The 19,068-nt window shown below is 69.0% G+C and carries 20 protein-coding genes; 2 read left to right on the forward strand and 18 right to left on the reverse strand.

The features are described from left to right. Positions 1–20: 20 nt before the first annotated feature. The 16 genes from A4X16_RS00995 to prmC all read right to left on the reverse strand — a co-directional run bounded on the left by A4X16_RS00995 (position 21) and on the right by prmC (position 15,926). Complete coding sequence (locus A4X16_RS00995) at positions 21–2,792, reverse strand: FtsK/SpoIIIE domain-containing protein (RefSeq protein WP_067115071.1); 2,772 nt, start codon at positions 2,790–2,792, stop codon at positions 21–23. 59 nt (positions 2,793–2,851) lie between these two features. After that, on the reverse strand, positions 2,852–3,637 hold the full coding sequence (locus A4X16_RS01000; protein WP_157559909.1) for a protein phosphatase 2C domain-containing protein: 786 nt from the start codon (positions 3,635–3,637) through the stop codon (positions 2,852–2,854). Between the two features lie 249 nt (positions 3,638–3,886). Then, positions 3,887–4,687, reverse strand: a complete 801-nt coding sequence (locus A4X16_RS01005; protein WP_067115075.1) for a DUF5684 domain-containing protein — start codon at positions 4,685–4,687, stop codon at positions 3,887–3,889. A gap of 117 nt (positions 4,688–4,804) precedes the next feature. Beyond that, on the reverse strand, positions 4,805–5,551 hold the full coding sequence (locus A4X16_RS01010; RefSeq protein WP_067115077.1) for a YaaA family protein: 747 nt from the start codon (positions 5,549–5,551) through the stop codon (positions 4,805–4,807). 75 nt (positions 5,552–5,626) lie between these two features. Next, on the reverse strand, positions 5,627–5,902 hold the full coding sequence (locus tag A4X16_RS01015) for a F0F1 ATP synthase subunit epsilon (RefSeq protein WP_067115079.1): 276 nt from the start codon (positions 5,900–5,902) through the stop codon (positions 5,627–5,629). 2 nt (positions 5,903–5,904) lie between these two features. Further along, positions 5,905–7,359 carry a F0F1 ATP synthase subunit beta gene (atpD, locus tag A4X16_RS01020; protein WP_067115081.1) on the reverse strand — a complete coding sequence of 485 codons (1,455 nt, stop codon included), beginning with the start codon at positions 7,357–7,359 and terminating at the stop codon, positions 5,905–5,907. Positions 7,360–7,380: 21 nt separating this feature from the next. Then, positions 7,381–8,280, reverse strand: coding sequence for a F0F1 ATP synthase subunit gamma (locus A4X16_RS01025; protein ID WP_067115083.1), 900 nt, complete (start codon positions 8,278–8,280; stop codon positions 7,381–7,383). A gap of 19 nt (positions 8,281–8,299) precedes the next feature. Next, on the reverse strand, positions 8,300–9,940 hold the full coding sequence (atpA, locus tag A4X16_RS01030) for a F0F1 ATP synthase subunit alpha (protein WP_067115085.1): 1,641 nt from the start codon (positions 9,938–9,940) through the stop codon (positions 8,300–8,302). A gap of 47 nt (positions 9,941–9,987) precedes the next feature. Continuing rightward, a complete protein-coding gene (locus A4X16_RS01035; protein ID WP_067115087.1) occupies positions 9,988–10,776 on the reverse strand; it encodes a F0F1 ATP synthase subunit delta in 789 nt (262 codons plus the stop codon). Next, entirely contained in the window at positions 10,776–11,330 is a 555-nt protein-coding gene (locus A4X16_RS01040) for a F0F1 ATP synthase subunit B (protein ID WP_067115089.1), read from the reverse strand. Before A4X16_RS01040 ends, A4X16_RS01035 begins: the two co-directional genes overlap by 1 nt. Before the next feature lie 27 nt (positions 11,331–11,357). After that, positions 11,358–11,594: an ATP synthase F0 subunit C gene (gene atpE, locus A4X16_RS01045; RefSeq protein ID WP_067115091.1), complete on the reverse strand. Its 237-nt coding sequence runs from the start codon at positions 11,592–11,594 to the stop codon at positions 11,358–11,360. A gap of 43 nt (positions 11,595–11,637) precedes the next feature. Next, positions 11,638–12,420: a F0F1 ATP synthase subunit A gene (gene atpB, locus A4X16_RS01050; RefSeq protein WP_067115093.1), complete on the reverse strand. Its 783-nt coding sequence runs from the start codon at positions 12,418–12,420 to the stop codon at positions 11,638–11,640. A gap of 145 nt (positions 12,421–12,565) precedes the next feature. Further along, positions 12,566–13,138, reverse strand: coding sequence for a hypothetical protein (locus A4X16_RS01055; protein ID WP_067115095.1), 573 nt, complete (start codon positions 13,136–13,138; stop codon positions 12,566–12,568). After that, a complete protein-coding gene (locus tag A4X16_RS01060; RefSeq protein WP_067115097.1) occupies positions 13,135–14,307 on the reverse strand; it encodes a glycosyltransferase family 4 protein in 1,173 nt (390 codons plus the stop codon). Before A4X16_RS01060 ends, A4X16_RS01055 begins: the two co-directional genes overlap by 4 nt. Further along, complete coding sequence (locus A4X16_RS01065) at positions 14,304–15,017, reverse strand: L-threonylcarbamoyladenylate synthase (RefSeq protein ID WP_067115099.1); 714 nt, start codon at positions 15,015–15,017, stop codon at positions 14,304–14,306. Before A4X16_RS01065 ends, A4X16_RS01060 begins: the two co-directional genes overlap by 4 nt. 48 nt (positions 15,018–15,065) lie before the next feature. Further along, a complete protein-coding gene (prmC, locus tag A4X16_RS01070) occupies positions 15,066–15,926 on the reverse strand; it encodes a peptide chain release factor N(5)-glutamine methyltransferase (RefSeq protein WP_067115101.1) in 861 nt (286 codons plus the stop codon). 100 nt (positions 15,927–16,026) lie between these two features. Here prmC and cysK point away from each other — a divergent pair, with 100 nt between their 5' ends. Next, the gene (gene cysK / locus A4X16_RS01075; RefSeq protein WP_067115103.1) at positions 16,027–16,965 is read left to right on the forward strand and encodes a cysteine synthase A; all 939 of its coding nucleotides are present in this window, start codon (positions 16,027–16,029) and stop codon (positions 16,963–16,965) included. 7 nt (positions 16,966–16,972) lie between these two features. After that, on the forward strand, positions 16,973–17,542 hold the full coding sequence (gene epsC / locus A4X16_RS01080; protein ID WP_067115105.1) for a serine O-acetyltransferase EpsC: 570 nt from the start codon (positions 16,973–16,975) through the stop codon (positions 17,540–17,542). Between the two features lies 1 nt (position 17,543). On the opposite strand, the gene A4X16_RS01085 is transcribed toward epsC, so the two are convergent. Further along, complete coding sequence (locus A4X16_RS01085; protein ID WP_067115107.1) at positions 17,544–17,945, reverse strand: phage holin family protein; 402 nt, start codon at positions 17,943–17,945, stop codon at positions 17,544–17,546. Positions 17,946–17,982: 37 nt separating this feature from the next. Continuing rightward, complete coding sequence (gene prfA, locus A4X16_RS01090) at positions 17,983–19,062, reverse strand: peptide chain release factor 1 (protein ID WP_067115112.1); 1,080 nt, start codon at positions 19,060–19,062, stop codon at positions 17,983–17,985. Positions 19,063–19,068: the final 6 nt, after the last annotated feature.

Raw genomic sequence — 19,068 nt, forward strand, 5'->3', positions numbered from 1 at the left:
GGCGGGGCATGCCCCCGCGCTCACAGCGTGACCAGCGGCGAGATCACCACGCGTCGTGGCGCCTCGCCGCCGACGATCGACCAGGCTCTTCCCGCGTGCGGTCTCGCGTACGGAGGCAGCTCGCGGACTCCGCACAGCTGCCGCAGCTCGGCGGGGTTCTCCGCGCGCACCAGGATCTCGCCGTCGTGCCGCAGCGCCTGCCACAGCGCCCACTCACGCTGCCACTGCTCCGGTTCGCCGATGACGAGGGTCGGGCGAGTCCGGTCCTTCCCGAGATCCGCCCCGAGCGTGAGCGCCTCGGTCGTCCACATCACTCGCCACTCCGGGCGCGCTGCGGCGATCGTCTCGACGGCTGATCGCGATCCGGCGGTGACCAGCGCCGTGACCGGGGCGCGCGGAACCCATTCGACCTGGCCCCGATGGCTCACCGACCCCACGTCGGACCGAGTCGGTCCCTCCTCGGGAACCCAGGCGACCTGCACCTCGTGTCCGTCGATGCGTGCGCGCCCCGGCGGCCGGTCGCGGTCATACCCCTCGCCGTCCCCGCCCGCGGCGAGGTGATCCACGCGGCTCGGCATCCGGAGCAGTCCCCGCCGGGGCAGGGCGTCGAGCAGCCGTCCGACCGCACCTGCGCCCCTCGACGCCGTGATCACGAACGTCGTGCCGCTGTCCCCGCGGAGGATCCGCTCCCAGAGGAGGATGAGATGCTGGCCGTGTTCGGCCGGCATCTCGGCGATCTGCGCATCGATCTCGTCGCAGAGCACGAGACGAGGTGCGGGACCGCGACGCTCCGCGAGACCGACGACCTCGTCCCACGCCCGCTCGGGATCGCGCGGCACCCACACGGCCTCAGGGCACTGCGACTGCAGACTGCGCAGGGTCGAGGTACGACCGGACCCGGGTCCGCCCAGAAGGACGAGGCCCCGGTCGGAGCCAGGACGGAAGGTGTCGAGCGGCTGCCTCTGCCGGTCGGGGTCGTCGCGGCGCCCGAGCACGATCTCCCCCGCGGGGACCTCCCCCGACACCGTGTCGAGCGGGAGCACGGTCGGGAGCGCCGGGAGCCAGGGACTGCGAGAGCGCGGTGCCGCCGACCATTGCGCTGAGACCCGGCGGAGGTCGGCTGGTCCGGTGAGTGCGACCCTCGCCGCCCGCGGACTCTGATCCTGGGGGCGCCTGACGAGCACGATCCCCCGTGACTCCGCGCCGCCGGGGAGCTCCGCCGCCGCCTCCGTGCCGAGCACCGCTCTGCTGTCGACCGCCTCGCTCACGCGGAGACTCATCCGCAGCGGACAGTTCGCCGCGAGCGCGTCGCGGATCACTCCGGAGGCACGCTGCGTGCCGATGACGAGGTGCATGCCGAGCGCACGCCCCCTCGCCGCGACGTCCGTGAACACCGTTCCGAGCTCCGCGTGCTCCTGCAGGAGCGCGGCGAACTCGTCGATCACGATGATGAGTCGAGGCAGATCGACCTCCCGGATGTCGCGTGCCCCCGCGGATGCGAGCACCGCCTCCCGCCGGCGGAGCTCGGCGGTCAGGCTCGACACGCCGCGTCGAGCACCCTTCTCATCGAGGTCGGTGATCACGGCGGCCACCTGCGGCAGGTCGCGCAGGGGCTCGAAGGCCGTCCCTCCCTTGAAGTCCGCCAGGACGAACGTGACCCGGTCCGGGCCGTGCGCGCTCGCGATGGCGGTGACCCAGGTCACGAGCAGCTCGCTCTTGCCGACCCCGGTGGTGCCGGTGACGATGGCGTGCGGTCCGTCGTCCACGATGTCGAGCACGAGGTCGTCACGCTCGTCCCGTCCGACCGTGGCGGCGAGGCCGGCGGCCGGCACCGGCTGTGCGAGCTCTCCGAGGACGAGCACATCCGGCAGCCGCGCGAGATCCTCCTCCTCCCGGGATCCCGCCGTCGCGGCGAGGAGGACCTGGGATCGCGAGAGCCCCTCGACGGAGACGTCGAGGATCCCCTCGGGGGTACGGAGTCGGGCGTCACCCGGTTCGGAGATGTCCAAGACCGTGGTCAGCCCCGGCGGGACCTCCTCGTCTGCGGCGAGGAGCCAGATCACGGCGTCGGCCTCCGGACGGGGATCCGTCGATCGCACGAGTGCGAGGATGAAGGTCCCCCGTCTGCGCCGCGCGGTCGGATCGTCGGCGTAGGGAGCGAGTCCGAGGGCGGCGATCGGCTCCTCCCCGGTGAGCCGGACGGCGCCGAATCGCATCCGGAGCTGCACGACGAGCGCCCGTGCAACGGCCTCCACCACGGGGCTCGCCCCGCGCAGTGCGATGCCGCCGCCGAGCGGCACGCTCACAGGGCTGTCGTCGAGCACGGCGCAGCGCCGCTGGAACTCCCTCTCCCGCGCCCCGTCGCCGCCACCGGCGCGGATGCCGCTGGGAGTCGTCCCGCTCCCGACGACGACGACGGTGTCGGCATCCGGTCGCGGAGCGCCGCGCAGAGGAGTCTGCATGAGACAGTGCGCGGCGTCAGGCTGGCGGTGCCATCGCACCTGTCGCTCATGGTCCTGCCGTCGCGAGAGCTCCGCCTCGGCCGCGGCCCACCCCTCATCGGAGTCCTCCTGCGCGGCTCGTCGGGCTCTGCGCTGCGATCGCGCGCCGTCGACCACGGATGCGAGGAGCATGAGCGGTCCGATCGCGGCGAAGCACAGCGAGTAGATCGACCCTGTCACGGCCCACATGACGATGCCGGCGACGACGGGCACCGATGCGGCGACGACGGGCACGGGCGCTCGGCGCGGCGTGGCGGGCACCGGAGGAACGGCGATCGGCAGGGAGTCCATGCAGATCAGTCGACCGCATCGCGCGATCGACCGGGGCGTCGCTCACAGGCGCAAGAGGGCTATTCGGCGCCGGCGTCCGTTGTGGAGGACTGCTCGTCGGCCACCTGGAGGACGACCAGGGTGACGTTGTCGCGTCCCCCGTTCTCGAGGGCGGCCGCGAGCATCGCATCGACCGCCGAGCCGGGGTCGGCGTTCTCCCGGAGGAAATGCTGGATCCCGTAGTCCGTCAGCTCCTTGGTGAGCCCGTCGGAGCAGATCACGAACCGATCGCCGGGCCGCACGTCGAGCGAGACGTAGTCCGGAGCGGTCAGCTCACTCGCGCCGACGGCACGCGTGATGACGTTGCTGTACGGATGCCCCTCCGCCTCTTCGGGGCTGATCTTGCCGGACTCGATGAGTTCCTGCACCACCGAGTGGTCGGTCGTGACCTGGACGAGCCGGTCGTCGCGCAGCAGGTAGACGCGCGAGTCGCCGATGTTGAGCGCGACCCAGTGCGGGTCTCCGTCGTCGAACTCCAGGAAGACGCCGGTCAGCGTCGTTCCCGTTCCCTCATCGGTGGTCTCCGGATGGTCCGCGATGTCACCGACAGCGAGCGCGAGCGCTCCCTCGATCGAACCGCGCCCGACCGTGCCGTCGGCGACCAGCGCCTCGAGTCGGGTGACCGTGCTGCGGCTGGCGATCTCACCACCGGCGTGGCCGCCCATCCCGTCGGCGACGATGAAGAGCGGGTACTCGGCGAAGAAGGCGTCCTGATTGGTCTCGCGGCGGCGGCCCACATCGGTCACGCCCGCCCAGGAGAGCACCAACGGGCGCTGCGCCACCGTGACGGTGTGCGTCTTCGTCATCGTCTCAGCCACTCGTCGCCTCCGAATCGACCGTGAGTCGGGTGGCCTCACAGTACTCACACATCGTAGTGGACGCCGCGCCCATCAGATCGTCACCTCGTGGGCCCGGACGATGCCGGACATGTCAGACCTTCGATGCCACGAGACCATGCCTCCACGCTATCGTCTCGGCGACCTCCGGCCGCGCACAGGACAGGACCGTACACGCAGAGAGCCCCCGACCGGAGTCGGGGGCTCTCGAGAAGGCGATCAGGCCGGAGGCTGGTTCGGATCCGTCGGCGGCGCCGGGGGCGCGGTCGGCGGAGCCGCGGGCGGTGCCGGCGGGACCTGAGGAGCGGACGGTGCTGTCGGCGGCACCGGAGGTGCGGACGGGGGCTGACCGGGAGCGGCGGCGGGCGGCGTGTAGCCGGGCTGCGCCGGGGGCGCGTAGCCGGGCTGCGCCGGGGGTGCATAGCCGGGCTGCGCCGGCGGCGCGTATCCCTGCGGCGCGGGAGGCGCGTAGCCCTGCGGAGCGCCGTAGCCCTGAGGGGCGCCGTAGCCGGGAGCGGCGGCCGCGCTCGGCTGGACCGGGATGCCCTGCCAGTTCGTCGAGTCTGCGAGGAAGCCGTTGCCGGCCCAGGGCGCCGGCGCGATGTTCGGGTTCCAGCGCGACTTGTCGAAGGCGTTGATGCCGTACCAGACGATCGAGAGCAGGACGAAGAGGACGACCCACACGGCGTCCTTCTGCAGCTTGAGTCCGACGCGCCATGCGGCCAGGGCCAGCACGACGGCCAGGGCGATGCCCGTGAGGAAGTTGAGGTACGGGATGAACGAGAGGCCGATGCCGATCAGCACGACCCACGGCGACACGTCTCCGAGCTTCGCGAAGACCATCGTGTTGTAGACGGGGACCCACGCACGCCACTTGCCCTCGACGCCCGCCTTCTCGAAGATCTTCATCAGGAAGATCGACGAGATCACATAGAACGCGGCTGCGAAGAGCAGACTGATCAAGAGGACCGCGAAGATGCCGGCGATCGCCGCCCCGCTGTCGTAATAGTCGTTGTACATGATCCCCTCCGGATCCGATGGAGCTGACGCTGTGCGCGCCGCGACACCAACCATATCGGTGTGCCGATATTTGAGGCAACGAGACACGTCATGAACGCCGCGTGCTCCAGAGAGGGGTCATTCCGCGACCACGAGCTCCACTGCACCGGTCTCCTGGGCGTCTCGGAACACGATGCCCTGACCGTCCGCCCAGCGCCGCAGGCTGCGCAGCGATCCCAGGCGCGGGCGACTCTCGGCGAGGCGACGGACCAGGAGCCCCTTCGACTTCTTGTTGAAGTGGTTGAGGGCCTTGCCGTGCTCCGTCACCACCCGAACGTAGGCCGAGGGCGTCGACGCGGGCACGGGACCCAGGGCGACGTAGGCCTCGCTGCGCAGGTCGAGCACGAAGTCGAGCTCTTCCCCCGCGATGGCCTCGGAGGTCGCCTCCGCCCAGTGCCGACGCAGAGCGGGGAGGCCCGGCAGGGATGTACCTGCAGCGAGCCGGTAGGGAGGGATGCCGTCCAACGCGCCGACCGGACCGAACGGTGCCGAATGGATCCAGACGTGATCGCCGAGCCACCGCCGGGATGCGGCAGGCAGGGATGCCGCGTCGAGGGCGTCATAGAGGACGCCGGTGTACCTGTCGACCGCGGGCATCGTCGCCGCGGTGCGCAGCATCCGATTGTGCGCGACGTCGCCTGCCTGCCGGGCGCTGAGCTTCAGCACCGTGCGCGCAGCCTCCTCATCCGCCGCGAGGTCGACCAGCGCCCCGATCACCTCGTCGCGTCGACTCCGCAGCGCCGGAAGCGCCAGGGCGTCGACGTCGAACGGCGTGCCGCCGCCACCGGGGTGCTTCGTCTCGGACGGAGGGAGAAGGATCTTCATGGGACCTCGTTCACGCAGACGCGTCCGCCCCGGCACCCGAGAGGATGCCGAGGCGGACGCGATGGAAGGAACTGCTCAGGCGATGAGTGCGGCGTTGCCGGCCACGATCGTCAGGACGTCGCCCTCCATGGAGAGGAACCCGTCCTGCGCGTTGGCCAGCACCTTGGAGCCGTCCGTCTGGGTGATCCTGACCTGGCCCTCGGCGAGGATCGCCAGCACCGGCTCGTGGCCGGTCATGAAGCCGATCTCCCCCTCGACGGTCTTCGCGACCACGAGGCTCGCTTCGCCGGTCCAGACCTCCGCGTCCGCGGAGACCAGGCTGACGTGCAGGGAGCTGGAGCCGTTCGCCATGGTCAGGCGTTCTCCTTCTGGATCTTCGCCCACTGCTCTTCGACGTCGGAGATGCCGCCGACGTTGAAGAAGGCCTGCTCGGCGACGTGGTCGAAGTCACCGCGGGTGATCGCATCGAAGGACTCGATGGTCTCCTTGAGCGGGACGGTCGAACCCTCGACACCGGTGAACTTCTTGGCCATGTAGGTGTTCTGCGAGAGGAACTGCTGGATGCGACGTGCACGCGACACGACGATCTTGTCCTCTTCGGAGAGCTCGTCGACACCGAGGATGGCGATGATCTCCTGCAGCTCCTTGTTCTTCTGGAGGATCTGCTTGACCGTCGTGGCGACGCGGTAGTGGTCCTCGCCCAAGTAGCGGGGGTCCATGATGCGCGACGTCGAGGTCAGCGGGTCGATGGCCGGGTACAGACCCTTCGACGCGATCTCACGCGAGAGCTCGGTCGTCGCGTCGAGGTGCGCGAACGTCGTGGCCGGGGCCGGGTCGGTGTAGTCGTCGGCGGGCACGTAGATCGCCTGCAGCGAGGTGATCGAGTGGCCGCGCGTCGAGGTGATGCGCTCCTGGAGGAGACCCATCTCGTCGGCGAGGTTCGGCTGGTATCCCACGGCGGAGGGCATGCGGCCCAGCAGCGTGGAGACCTCGGAGCCGGCCTGCGTGAAGCGGAAGATGTTGTCGATGAAGAGCAGCACGTCCTGCTTCTGCACGTCGCGGAAGTACTCCGCCATCGTGAGGGCCGACAGGGCGACGCGCAGACGCGTTCCCGGCGGCTCGTCCATCTGGCCGAAGACGAGGGCGGTCTTGTCGAAGACGCCCGCCTCCTCCATCTCGTGGATGAGGTCGTTGCCCTCACGGGTGCGCTCACCGACACCGGCGAACACCGAGACGCCACCGTGGTCCTGAGCGACGCGCTGGATCATCTCCTGGATGAGGACGGTCTTGCCGACACCGGCGCCACCGAAGAGACCGATCTTCCCACCCTGGACGTACGGGGTCAGGAGGTCGATCGACTTGATGCCCGTCTCGAACATCGTGGTCTTCGACTCGAGCTGGTCGAAGTTCGGGGCCTTGCGGTGGATCGGCCAGCGCTCCGTGACCTCGATGGTCTCACCGGGCTCGCCGTTGAGGACCTCGCCGATCACGTTGAAGACCTTGCCCTTGGTGATGTCACCCACGGGCACGGAGATGGCCTCTCCCGTGTCGCGGACCTCCTGGCCGCGGACGATGCCGTCCGTCGGCTTCAGGGCGATGGCGCGAACCAGGTCGTCGCCGAGGTGCTGAGCGACCTCGAGCGTGATCTCCGTGGACTCCTCGCCGATGGCGATGGTGGTCTTCAGAGCGTTGTAGATGTCGGGGATCGAGTCGTGCGGGAACTCGATGTCGACAACCGGACCGTTGACGCGTGCGACGCGCCCGACGACCGCGGTCGCCGGCTGGTCAGCCGTGGCGGTGGTGGTCATTTTCGTCTCTTTCCTGAGGGTCTATTTGCTCGACGAGAGTGCGTCGGCGCCGCCGACGATCTCCGCGATCTGCTGCGTGATCTCCGCCTGACGCGCGTTGTTGCGCAGACGGGTGTAGTCGGTGATGAGCTTGTCGGCGTTGTCGCTGGCGGACTTCATCGCCTTCTGCGTCGCTGCCTGCTTGGCGGCGGACGACTGCAGGAGGGCGTTGAAGACGCGGCTCTGGATGTACACCGGCAGGATCGCGTCGAGAACGGTCTCGGCGTCCGGCTCGAACTCGTAGAGCGGGTAGACGGCGCTGCCCGCCTCCGAGTCATCGGCCTCCGCGATCTCCAGCGGGAGCAGGCGCACGGATTCCGGCGACTGCGTCATCATGCTGACGAAGCGGTTGAAGACGAGGTGGATCTCGTCGACGCCGCCGTCGTCTCCCCCGCGGGAGAAGGCCTCGAGCAGCGTGGCCGAGATCTCCTCCGCGGTGTGGAACGACGGGGTGTCGGTGTCGCCTGTCCACTCCGCAGCCGCCTCGATGCGACGGAACTGGAAGTAGCCGACGGCCTTCCGGCCGACGAGGTAGAACACCGGCTCCTTGCCCTGACCGCGCAGGAGCTCCGCGACCTCGAGACCCTCACGGAGGATCTGCGAGTTGAAGGCTCCTGCGAGACCGCGGTCCGACGAGAAGATCACCACCGCGGAACGGCGGATCCTCTCGGGTTCGCGGGTGAGCGGGTGGTCGACGTTGGAGTGCGTCGCGACGGCGGACACGGCCCTCGTCACGGCCCGCGCGAAGGGAGTGGACGCCTTCACGCGTCCCATCGCCTTCTGGATGCGCGAAGCCGCGATGAGTTCCATCGCCTTCGTGATCTTCTTGGTCGTCTGAGCAGAAGAGATCTTCTGCTTGTAGACCCTGAGTTGTGCGCCCATGAATCAGTTCCTCACGCGATTACGCGCGACGACCCTTGACGATCTTCTCCTGGTTGACGTCCTCAGCCTCGGCTGCAGCGTGCTCCTCGTGGCCGGGGGCGCCGATGGCGTGGCCCTTGCCACCCTGGAACTCCAGGATGAAGGCGTCGGTCTGCTTCGCGAGCTCCGCGACCGTGTCGTCGTCCAGGACGTTGGTCTCACGCAGGGTGTCGAGCACCGAGGTGTTGCGACGCAGGTAGTCGAGCAGCTCGCGCTCGAACCGCAGCACGTCCTCGACCTCGATCGAGTCGAGCTTGCCGTTCGTTCCGGCCCAGATCGAGACGACCTGCTCCTCGACGGGGTACGGCGAGTACTGCGGCTGCTTGAGCAGCTCCGTCAGACGGGCGCCGCGGGACAGCTGACGACGCGAGGCCGCGTCGAGGTCCGAGGCGAACATCGCGAACGCCTCGAGCGAGCGGTACTGCGCCAGCTCGAGCTTCAACGTTCCGGAGACCTTCTTGATCGACTTGACCTGGGCGTCACCGCCGACTCGCGAGACCGAGATACCCACGTCGACCGCCGGACGCTGGTTGGCGTTGAAGAGGTCGGACTGCAGGAAGATCTGGCCGTCGGTGATCGAGATCACGTTGGTCGGGATGTAGGCCGACACGTCGTTGGCCTTGGTCTCGATGATCGGCAGACCGGTCATCGAACCCGCGCCGAGCTCGTCGGAGAGCTTCGCGCACCGCTCGAGCAGACGCGAGTGCAGGTAGAAGACGTCACCGGGGTAGGCCTCGCGGCCCGGCGGACGACGGAGCAGCAGCGACACGGCGCGGTACGCCTCGGCCTGCTTCGACAGGTCGTCGAAGATGATGAGGACGTGCTTGCCGCCGTACATCCAGTGCTGGCCGATGGCCGAGCCGGTGTAGGGGGCAAGGTACTTGAAGCCCGCGGGGTCGGATGCCGGAGCCGCCACGATCGTGGTGTACTCCAGGGCGCCGGCCTCTTCGAGCGCGCCCTTCACCGAGGCGATGGTCGAGCCCTTCTGACCGATCGCGACGTAGATGCAGCGGACCTGCTTGTTAACGTCGCCGGACTCCCAGTTGGCCTTCTGGTTGATGATCGTGTCGATCGCGATGGCCGTCTTGCCGGTCTGACGGTCGCCGATGATCAGCTGACGCTGACCGCGGCCGACGGGGATCATGGCGTCGATCGCCTTGATGCCGGTCTGCATCGGCTCGTGGACCGACTTGCGCTGCATGACGCCCGGAGCCTGCAGCTCGAGCTCACGCACGCCCTCGGTGGCGATCGAGCCGAGGCCGTCGATCGGGTTGCCGAGGGGGTCGACCACGCGGCCGAGGTAGCCGTCGCCGACGGGGACCGAGAGGACCTCGCCCGTGCGGGTGACCTCCTGGCCGGCCTCGATGCCGGTGAAGTCGCCGAGGATGACGACGCCGATCTCGTGCTCGTCGAGGTTCAGCGCGAGACCCTTGGTGCCGTCGGCGAAGGTCACGAGCTCGTTCGCCATGACGCCGGGCAGTCCCTCGACGTGGGCGATGCCGTCGGCGGCGTCGATGACGGTGCCGACCTCGGTCGCCGCAGCCCCGGTGGGCTCGTATGCTGCGGCGAAGTCCTTCAGCGCGTCACGGATGACGTCGGGGCTGATCGATAGTTCTGCCATTGTCTTCCCTTTGTATCTGGGTGCGCGGTTCCCCGCGCGAAGTCGTGTTAGCCGGCGAGCTTCTGGCGAAGATCGGCGAGACGGGCGGAGATGCTGCCGTCGATGACGTCATCGGCGATCTGCACGCGCAGGCCTCCGACGACGGCGGGGTCGATGACCTCGTTGAGCGAGACGGTCCCGTCATAGCGACGCGAGAGCACCTCGCCGAGGCGGGTGCGCTGCGCGTCGGTGAGCGGCTTCGCCGTGTGCACCGTGGCCACGACGCGGTCGCCCTGGCTCGCCACGATGCGCGTCGCGCGGCTCAGGAGCTGCCGCACCCGACGCTCGCGCGGCCGACGGACCATCGACGAGACGATCAGAGTCGTCGCGGCGCTGGTCCCGCCCGCCAGCAGCCGCTCGACGAGTGAGGCCTTGGCGTCCTGACCGCCGAGACGGCTTCCGAGCGCCAGCTCGAGCTCCGAGTTCGCGGCGATCACTCGGGTGAACCCGAAGAGCTCCCCCTCGATGTCCGCCGACGGCTCGGCGACGGCGGCAGCCCGGATGGCGAGCTCCTCGATGCCGTCGATGAGCTCGGAGGCCGACGACCAGCGCTCGGCGACGACGGTCTCCAGAACGCGCCGGGCGTTATCGGAGAACCCGCCGAACACCGCTGCGACGACGTTCTGTCGCGCCACGGCCGAAGCCGCGGGGTCGGCGAGCGCGCCGCTCAGCTGGGACGAGTCGCTCACGGCGCGCGCGGCAGCGAAGAGCTCCGCCGCGGTGCCGAGGGTGACGTCCTTCGCTGCGGCAAGCGCCTGAGTGGATGCCGCGAGTGCCTGAGTGGTCGCGCTGCCCATTACTGAGCCGCCTTCTCGGATGCCTCGAGGTCCGCGAGGAAGCGGTCCACGACGGCAGTCGCGCGAGCGTCGTCGGAGAGCGTCTCGCCGACCACGCCGCCGGCGAGGTCGATCGCGAGCGTGCCGACCTCGCTGCGCAGCGAGACGAGCGCGGTCTGACGCTCGGCCTCGATCTGCGTGTGCGCGGTCGCCGTGATGCGGGCAGCCTCGGTCGTCGCGGCCTCCTTGGCCTCGGCGACGATCTTCTTGCCGTCCTCACGGGCGGCCTCGCGGATCTCGCCGGCCTCGGTGCGCGCCTCGGCGAGCTGCCGGGTGTACTCCTCGAGCGCGGCCTCAGCCTGCTTCTGCGCCTCGTCGGCCTTGGCGATGTTGCCCTCGATCGCGGCGGACCGCTTGTCGAGCAGCGCCGTGAACTTGGGAAGGGCGACCTTCCACACGACCACGAGGATGACGATGAACCACAGGCCCGACCAGATGATGTCGTACCACGCCGGGATCAGCGGGTTCTGTGCTTCACCCTCAGCCGCGAGGTTCGTGACAAGAGCGTTCAGCATCCTGTCTCCTTCAGAAGTCGGTTCGGATTACGGGAAGGGGATGAATCCGACGGCGATGCCGACGAATGCAAGCGCCTCGGTGAAGGCGATACCGATCCACATGAGGACCTGGAGGCGGCCGGCCAGCTCGGGCTGACGCGCGACACCCTCGATGGTCTTGCCGACGACGATGCCCACACCGATGGCCGGGCCGATCGCTGCGAGGCCGTAGCCGACAGCTGCGATGTGACCGTTGATTTCAGCGAGAACCGTAGTAGCGTCCACGGGTTTTTCCTTTCGTTGGGTGGGAAGGCAGTTGCCGACCCGCTCAGTGCTCTTCTGCGACCGCGAGCTGGATGTAGACCGCGGTGAGGACGGTGAAGACGTATGCCTGCAGCACGGCCACCAGGATCTCGAAGAGAGTGAAGGCGCCGCCGAAGGCGAGGGTTCCGACACCGAGGGCAGCCCAGCCGCCGCCAGCGGTGAAGAAGAAGAACTGGGTGGCTGAGAAGCACAGCACCAGGAGCATGTGACCGACGACCATGTTCATCAGGAGTCGGAGCATCAGGGTGACCGGTCGCAGGATGAAGGTCGAGACGAGCTCGATCAGCGCGACGATCGGGAGGGCGAAGCCCGGCACGCCCTGCGGGAGCAGCGCGTTCTTGAAGAAGCGGAAGCCGTGACGACGGATGCCGGCGTAGATGAACGTCACGTAGCTGACGACCGCGAGCAGGAGCGGGACGGCCGCGATGCTCGTGCCGGCGATGTTCAGGAACGGGATGATGCCCGTGATGTTCATGAACAGCACCATGAAGAAGATCGTGGTGAGGATCGGGAGGAAGCGATCGCCGTCCTTGCGACCGAGGAGGTCGTGGGCGATGCCGCCGCGGACGAAGTCGAGACCCATCTCGACGACGCTCTGGAAGCGGCCGGGGACGACCTTCATCCGTCGGGTTCCGAGGATCAGGATCGTGACGACCACGATGACCGAGAGGAACTGGACCAGGTGGATTCGGTGGACGGGGATGCCCGCCACCTCGAAGAGGATCTCCGGGAAGAACTCGTCGATCGAAGGTCCGTTGAACTCGCCGTCAGAGGCGAGTCGGGGCATCAGGGTCGCAGCAAGATTGAACAGCGCGGGCTCCAGCTTCGGGGCACCGGTCAGAACCGGGGCGACGATGGTCGGTGTGCTTCAAGCGCAAGCGCTCGCGGGCGAGCGGCGGGCACGGTTCAACACTATCAGACGTGAGGGTTCCCTAAGACCGCCCGGGAGCGGTCGGATCCTCGTCGACGGGCTGCTCCGGGACGATGTGGTGCCGCCCCGGCGCACGGTCCTCGGGGACGACGGTCGGGAGCTGCACTTCCGGGGCCCGGTCCTCCGGCGCGCTGACGGGCAGCGACACGTCGCTCACGTTGGGCAGGCGCATCCTCGTCAGGACGAGCACGTCGATGGCGAGGGAGACGATGACCCCCGCGACGATCGAGAGGAAGAACACCATCGGGTGGATCCACGGCTGACCGCTCAGCACGATCATGATCACCACGAAGAGCCCGAGCTTGAGGAGCCATCCGCCCAGCACGATCGCGAAGAAGAACTGCACGTAGAGCGGGTCGCCGAACCAGCGGTTCGCGATCAGGATGCTGAGACCGGTGATCCCGAGGAACAGCATCGCGAGGACGACGCCGAGCAGTCCGCTCACGAGTCCCTCTCCCCCGCCGACGAGGAGACCGACCACGCCGGCGACGACGGCGAGGATCACCATCGACAGGGCGGACCAGATCAGCGTCTTCCGCAGGATCGGGTTGCTGGACACGGGGTTGCTGTTCACGGGGACTCCACGGGTGTCGGGTCGGACTCGGCACCCGCCGCAGATCTCTTGCGACGGGAAGGCATCAGGGTGATGACGAGGCAGGCGGCGATGCCCACGACGCCGAAGGCGACGCCCGGCAGATACTGGCCGGGCCAGTCCTCCCTGGCGCCCACGTACATCAGGAGTACGGCGAACGAGATGATGGCCGTCCACGCGTAGAAGATGAGCACCGCGTCGCGGTCGCGGTGCCCGAGGTCGAGCATCCGATGATGCAGATGCTTGCGATCGGGCGAGAACGGGGACTTGCCGGCGTTCATGCGCCGCAGCACCGCGAGTCCGAAGTCGAGCAGCGGGAGCAGCACGACCAGCAGCGGGAGCAGGATCGGGATGAACGCACCGAGCAGCTGCGATCGTCCCAGCCGCTCCAGGTCGAGCGCGGAGGGCTCGAGCTGGCCGGTGACGGCGATCGCGGACGTGGCCATCAGGAGGCCCAGCACGAGCGCGCCCGAATCGCCCATGAAGAGCTTCGCCGGACTCCAGTTGAACGGAAGGAAGCCGAGGCAGGCGCCGATGAGGACGGCGGCCAGGAAGGAGGCGAGGTTGAAGTAGCTCGACGCTCCGGTGTCACGCGTGAGGATGTAGCTGTAGGCGAAGAAGACGCCGTTGGCGATCAGGCAGACGCCCGCCACCAGTCCGTCGAGGCCGTCGATGAAATTCACGGCGTTCATGACGATGACGATGGCGAACATCGTGATCGTGATGCTCAGCCAGCTCGAGAAGACGATCAGATCCCCGAAGGGCAGCGAGAGGATCTGCAGGCCCCCGCCGACCGTGATCACCCCTGCGGCGAGGAACTGGGCGCCGAGCTTGATCATCCAGTCCAGATCCCACAGGTCGTCCACGACGCCGATGATCGCGATGAGCAGCGACGCGGCGAGGATCGACCACATCGTCTGCGGCGGCATCCACATCGTCGCGAAGAACGGGTTCGCGGCCGAGACGCCGATGGCCGCCGCGATGCCGAGGAAGATCGCGACCCCGCCGAGGCGCGGGGTCGGGGTCTTGTGGACGTCGCGCTCGCGGATCGCCGGGTACAGCTTGTACCGCAGGCTCAGCCGCCAGACCGCCCAGGTCAGTGCGAACGTGATCGCGGCGGTGAGGATGACCGTGAAGAGGTACTGCTTCACGAATCCTCGTCCGCGTCCGTCGGCCGCTCCTCGAACTCCGGTTCGAGCAGGTCGCCCAGCACCTCCGCGAGACGCTCGCGGCCGATCGCACCCTCCCGGAGGATGCGGATGCCGCCCGCGACCGTCTCGGAGCCGCGGGAGACGAGGGAGGTCGCGTCGACGATCGTCGAGGCGACTCCCTGGCCGGCGGCGCCGTCCGCGAGATACACGGCCACGCTGTCGCCCAGCATCCGCTCGGCATCCTCCGCGGACGTCGCGGAGGGCTGCCCGGTCAGGTTGGCGCTCGACACCGCGAGCGGTCCCGTCTCGGCGAGGAGCTCGAGTGCGACGCGTCCCTGCGGCATGCGCACCGCCACCGTGCCCGCGGTCTCCCCCAGATCCCACACCAGCGACGGTTGGGCCGGGAGGACGATGGTCAGGCCGCCGGGCCAGAACACGTCGACGAGCCGTTGCACGGGCTCCGGCACGAACTCGGCGAGGGCGACGAGCGTCTCCTTGGTGCCGATCAGGACGGGCGGCGGCTGATCGCGGCCGCGCCCCTTCGCATCGAGCAGTCGCTGGACCGCAGCCGGGGAGAACGCGTCGGCGGCGACGCCGTAGACGGTGTCGGTGGGCATCACGATGAGGTCGCCGCGGCGGATCGCCTGGCGCGCGTGACGCATTCCGGCGAGGAGCTGATCCTCGTCGCCGCAATCGAAGATGGAGGACATGACGATCCGATTCTAGCCGTGCGGTCTCTGTGCGCCGGGTGAGGACGCTCAGGGGCGCAGCGCGGTCGTCGCGCGATCGCGCGACGTGAGATCCCGATGGGTCGCGGCGGCGCGCCAGCCGTCGCGGGTGAGGATGCTGCGGATCGCCTCGCCCTGCAGCTCCCCGTGCTCGATCACGAGCAGTCCCCCCGGACGCAGCAGCTCCTGCGCACGGGTGCTGAGCACGCGCACGACATCGAGTCCGTCCTCGCCGCCGTACAGCGCCATCGCCGGGTCGAACAGCCGCACCTCGGGATCTCGCGGCACCGCGGCGTCGGGGACGTACGGGGGGTTGGAGATGACCACGGACGCCGTGCCGTCGAGCTCCCGGAACGCGTGCCCGAGATCATCGTGGACGAGCGTGATGTTCGCCGCCTGCGCGGTGTTGCGCAGCGCCCACGGATAGGCGTCGGGAGAGAGCTCGGCCGCGAAGATCCGGGAGTGCGGGACCTCCGTCGCCATCGCCAGGGCGATCGCCCCGCTGCCGGTGCCCAGATCGACGCCGATCGGCGCCGGCTCTCCGGCGCCCAGGAGGCCGTCGATCGCGAACTGCACGACCGTCTCGGTCTCGGGGCGCGGGACGAAGACGCCCGGCCCGACCGCGAGCTCGAGGTGGCGGAACGGCGCGGTGCCGGTGATATGCTGCAGCGGCTCGCGGGCGGCCCGCCGTGCCACGACCGTGTCCAACGACTCCGCGTCCTCTGCCTCCACCCGGTCGCCGCGGACGATCGCCGCCTGGATCTCTCCGCGGCGCATGTCGAGCACATGACCGGCGAGGAGCTCCGCATCGACGAGCGGATCGGTCACGCCTGCATCGGCGAGCCGCTGAGCCGCGGCGCGCACCAGTGCCGCGAGAGAGGTGTCAGGCATGGGATCCAGCGTAGAGCGCGTCGACACGTCACAATGCCCGGCGCTCCGGGGCCCTCGCCTAGGCTGGACCCGCAGTCACCCGCACAGGAAAGGCTCTCTCATGCCCGGCATCCACCCCGACATCACGACCGCGTTCGGCAACACCCCGCTGGTGAGGCTGAACCGGGTCACGGAAGGCCTCGGCGCCACGGTGCTGGCGAAGCTGGAGTTCTACAACCCCGCCTCGAGCGTCAAGGACCGCATCGGCATCGCGATGATCAACGCCGCCGAGGCGTCCGGCGAGCTGAAGCCCGGCGGGACCATCGTCGAGTCGACGAGCGGCAACACCGGCATCGCTCTCGCCATGGTCGGCGCCGCGCGCGGGTACAAGGTCATCCTCACGATGCCCGCCTCCATGTCGAAGGAGCGCCGTCTGCTGCTCAAGGCCTTCGGCGCGGAGATCGTGCTCACCGATCCCACCAAGGGCATGAGCGGCGCGATCGAGGAGACGAAGCGGATCGTCGAGGAGACTCCGGGCGCCGTCTGGATCAAGCAGTTCGAGAACGCCGCCAACCCGCAGATCCACCGCGAGACGACGGCGCAGGAGATCCTCCGCGACACCGACGGGCAGATCGACATCTTCATCGCCGGGGTGGGCACGGGCGGGACGGTGACAGGGACGGGTCAGGCGCTGAAGGCGGCGAAGCCCGACGTGCAGGTCATCGCCGTGGAGCCGAAGGACTCCCCCGTGCTGACCGAGGGCCACCCCGGACCCCACAAGATCCAGGGCATCGGGCCGAACTTCGTCCCGCCCGTCCTCGACCGCGACGTCCTCGACGAAGTGATCACCGCCGAGTTCGAGGAGTCGCTGCGCGTCGCACGCGACCTCATGGCGAAGGAGGGACTGCTCGTGGGCATGTCGTGCGGCGCCGCCGTCTCCGCCGCCCTCAAGGTCGCCGCGCGTCCCGAGAACGAGGGGAAGACGATCGTCGTCGTGCTGCCCGACACCGGGGAGCGCTACCTCTCGACCGCGCTCTTCGAGGACCTGCGCGAGGCCTGAACGCCCGATGGACATGATCGGCCGAATGCGCGAGGACATCGCGGCAGCCCGACTTCGCGACCCCGCGGCTCGCAGCGCCGCGGAGGTCGCCCTGCTCTACCCGGGTCTTCACGCGATCTGGGCGCACCGTCTCTCGCATTCGCTGTGGAACCGTCGACTCCGCCTCGTGGCGAGGACCTTCTCACAGCTCTCCCGCTGGCTGACCGGAGTCGAGATCCATCCCGGAGCGCGAATCGGACGCCGGTTCTTCATCGACCACGGCATGGGGGTGGTCATCGGCGAGACAGCCGAGATCGGCGACGACGTCATGCTCTATCACGGCGTGACGCTGGGCGGTCGGACCCGCGACGCGGGCAAGAGGCACCCGACCCTCGGCGACGGCGTGGCCGTGGGCGCCGGGGCGAAGATCCTCGGTCCTGTCGTGATCGGAGCGCACTCGGTGATCGGCGCGAACGCCGTGGTGACGCGGGATGCGCCCGCCGACAGCATCCTCGTGGGCGTCCCGGCGAGGCCGCGTGCCCGCGCCGCGGGTGAGGACAGCCGGGCTCTCCTGACGGCTCCGGACTACTCGATCTGAGTCAGCGCTTCCTGCGCTCGTCGACCTTCTTGCGGAGGAAGAGGAGCGGGAGCAGCACACTGCCCAGCGCGGTGACGAGCCACACGATCACGGCGCCCAGCAGCCACCCGGTGGCGTCGACGATGCGCAGACCGCCGATCGGCAGCAGCACGACGAGGACCAGGGCGATGAGGGTGGAGAAGATCCCGATGCCGCCCATCAGCACGGGAGCGTAGCGATCGGCGATCTTGCCGACCCAGGGGGCGAGGACGCTCTGCAGGATCGCGAAGATCAGCACGCAGACGACGAAGCCCCACCACCGATCCCACTGGATCTGGAAGCCGTCGAGCAGCAGATCGGCGGCGATGAGGCCGAGGCCCGCCGACACGACGTACATGAGCGAGCGGAACAGGAACGTGATCACGGCCCGAGCCTAGCGCTCCCCCTGCTCGCGCAGGGGGTCAGGATTCGGTGCCCACCGCGGCGAGGCGCGCCTCCTCGTCGGCGGTGATCGCGCTCTCGATGATCGGCTCGAGCGCGCCGTCCATCACCTGATCGAGGTTGTACGCCTTGAAGCCGGTGCGGTGGTCCGCGATCCGGTTCTCCGGGAAGTTGTAGGTGCGGATGCGCTCGGAGCGATCCATGCCGCGGATCTGCGACTTGCGCGCGTCGGACGCGGCGGCGTCCAGCTCCTCCTGCTGCTTCGCCAGCAGTCTCGCCCGCAGCACGCGCATCGCGGCCTCGCGGTTCTGCAGCTGCGACTTCTCGTTCTGCATCGAGACGACGATCCCGGTGGGCACGTGCGTGATCCGCACCGCAGAGTCCGTGGTGTTGACCGACTGGCCGCCCGGTCCCGACGAGCGGAACACGTCGATCTTGAGGTCGTTCTGATTGATCTCGATCTCGTCGGGCTCGTCGACCTCGGGGAACACCAGCACGCCGGTGGTCGACGTGTGGATGCGTCCCTGCGACTCGGTCGCCGGCACCCGCTGCACGCGGTGCACACCGCCCTCGTACTTCAGGTGGGCCCAGACGCCCTGAGCCGGGTCGGACGAGGAGCCCTTGATCGCGACCTGGACGTCCTTGTAGCCGCCGAGGTCCGACTCGTTGCGCTCGAGGAGCTCGGTCTTCCACCCCTTGGATGCGGCGTACTGCACGTACATGCGCAGCAGGTCCGCCGCGAACAGGGCCGACTCCGCGCCGCCCTCGCCCGCCTTGATCTCCATGATCACATCACGGGCGTCGTCGGGGTCCCGCGGGATGAGCAGTCGACGCAGACGCTCCTGCGCCGCCTGGAGTCCCGCTTCGAGAGCGGGGACCTCGTCCGCGAAGGCGTCGTCCTCGCGGGCGAGCTCGCGAGCCGCATCCAGATCGTCCGTCGCCGCGACCCACGCGTCGTGCGCCGCGACGATGCGCGAGAGCTCGGCGTAGCGGCGGTTGACGCGCTTCGCCCGGGCGGCGTCGGCGTGCACCGCCGGGTCGGAGAGCTCCTCCTGCACCCGGCGATGCTCGTCGATGAGAGTCTGGACGGACTCGAACACGGCTAC

The organism is Microbacterium sp. H83 (assembly GCF_001650405.1).
GTDB lineage: Bacteria > Actinomycetota > Actinomycetes > Actinomycetales > Microbacteriaceae > Microbacterium.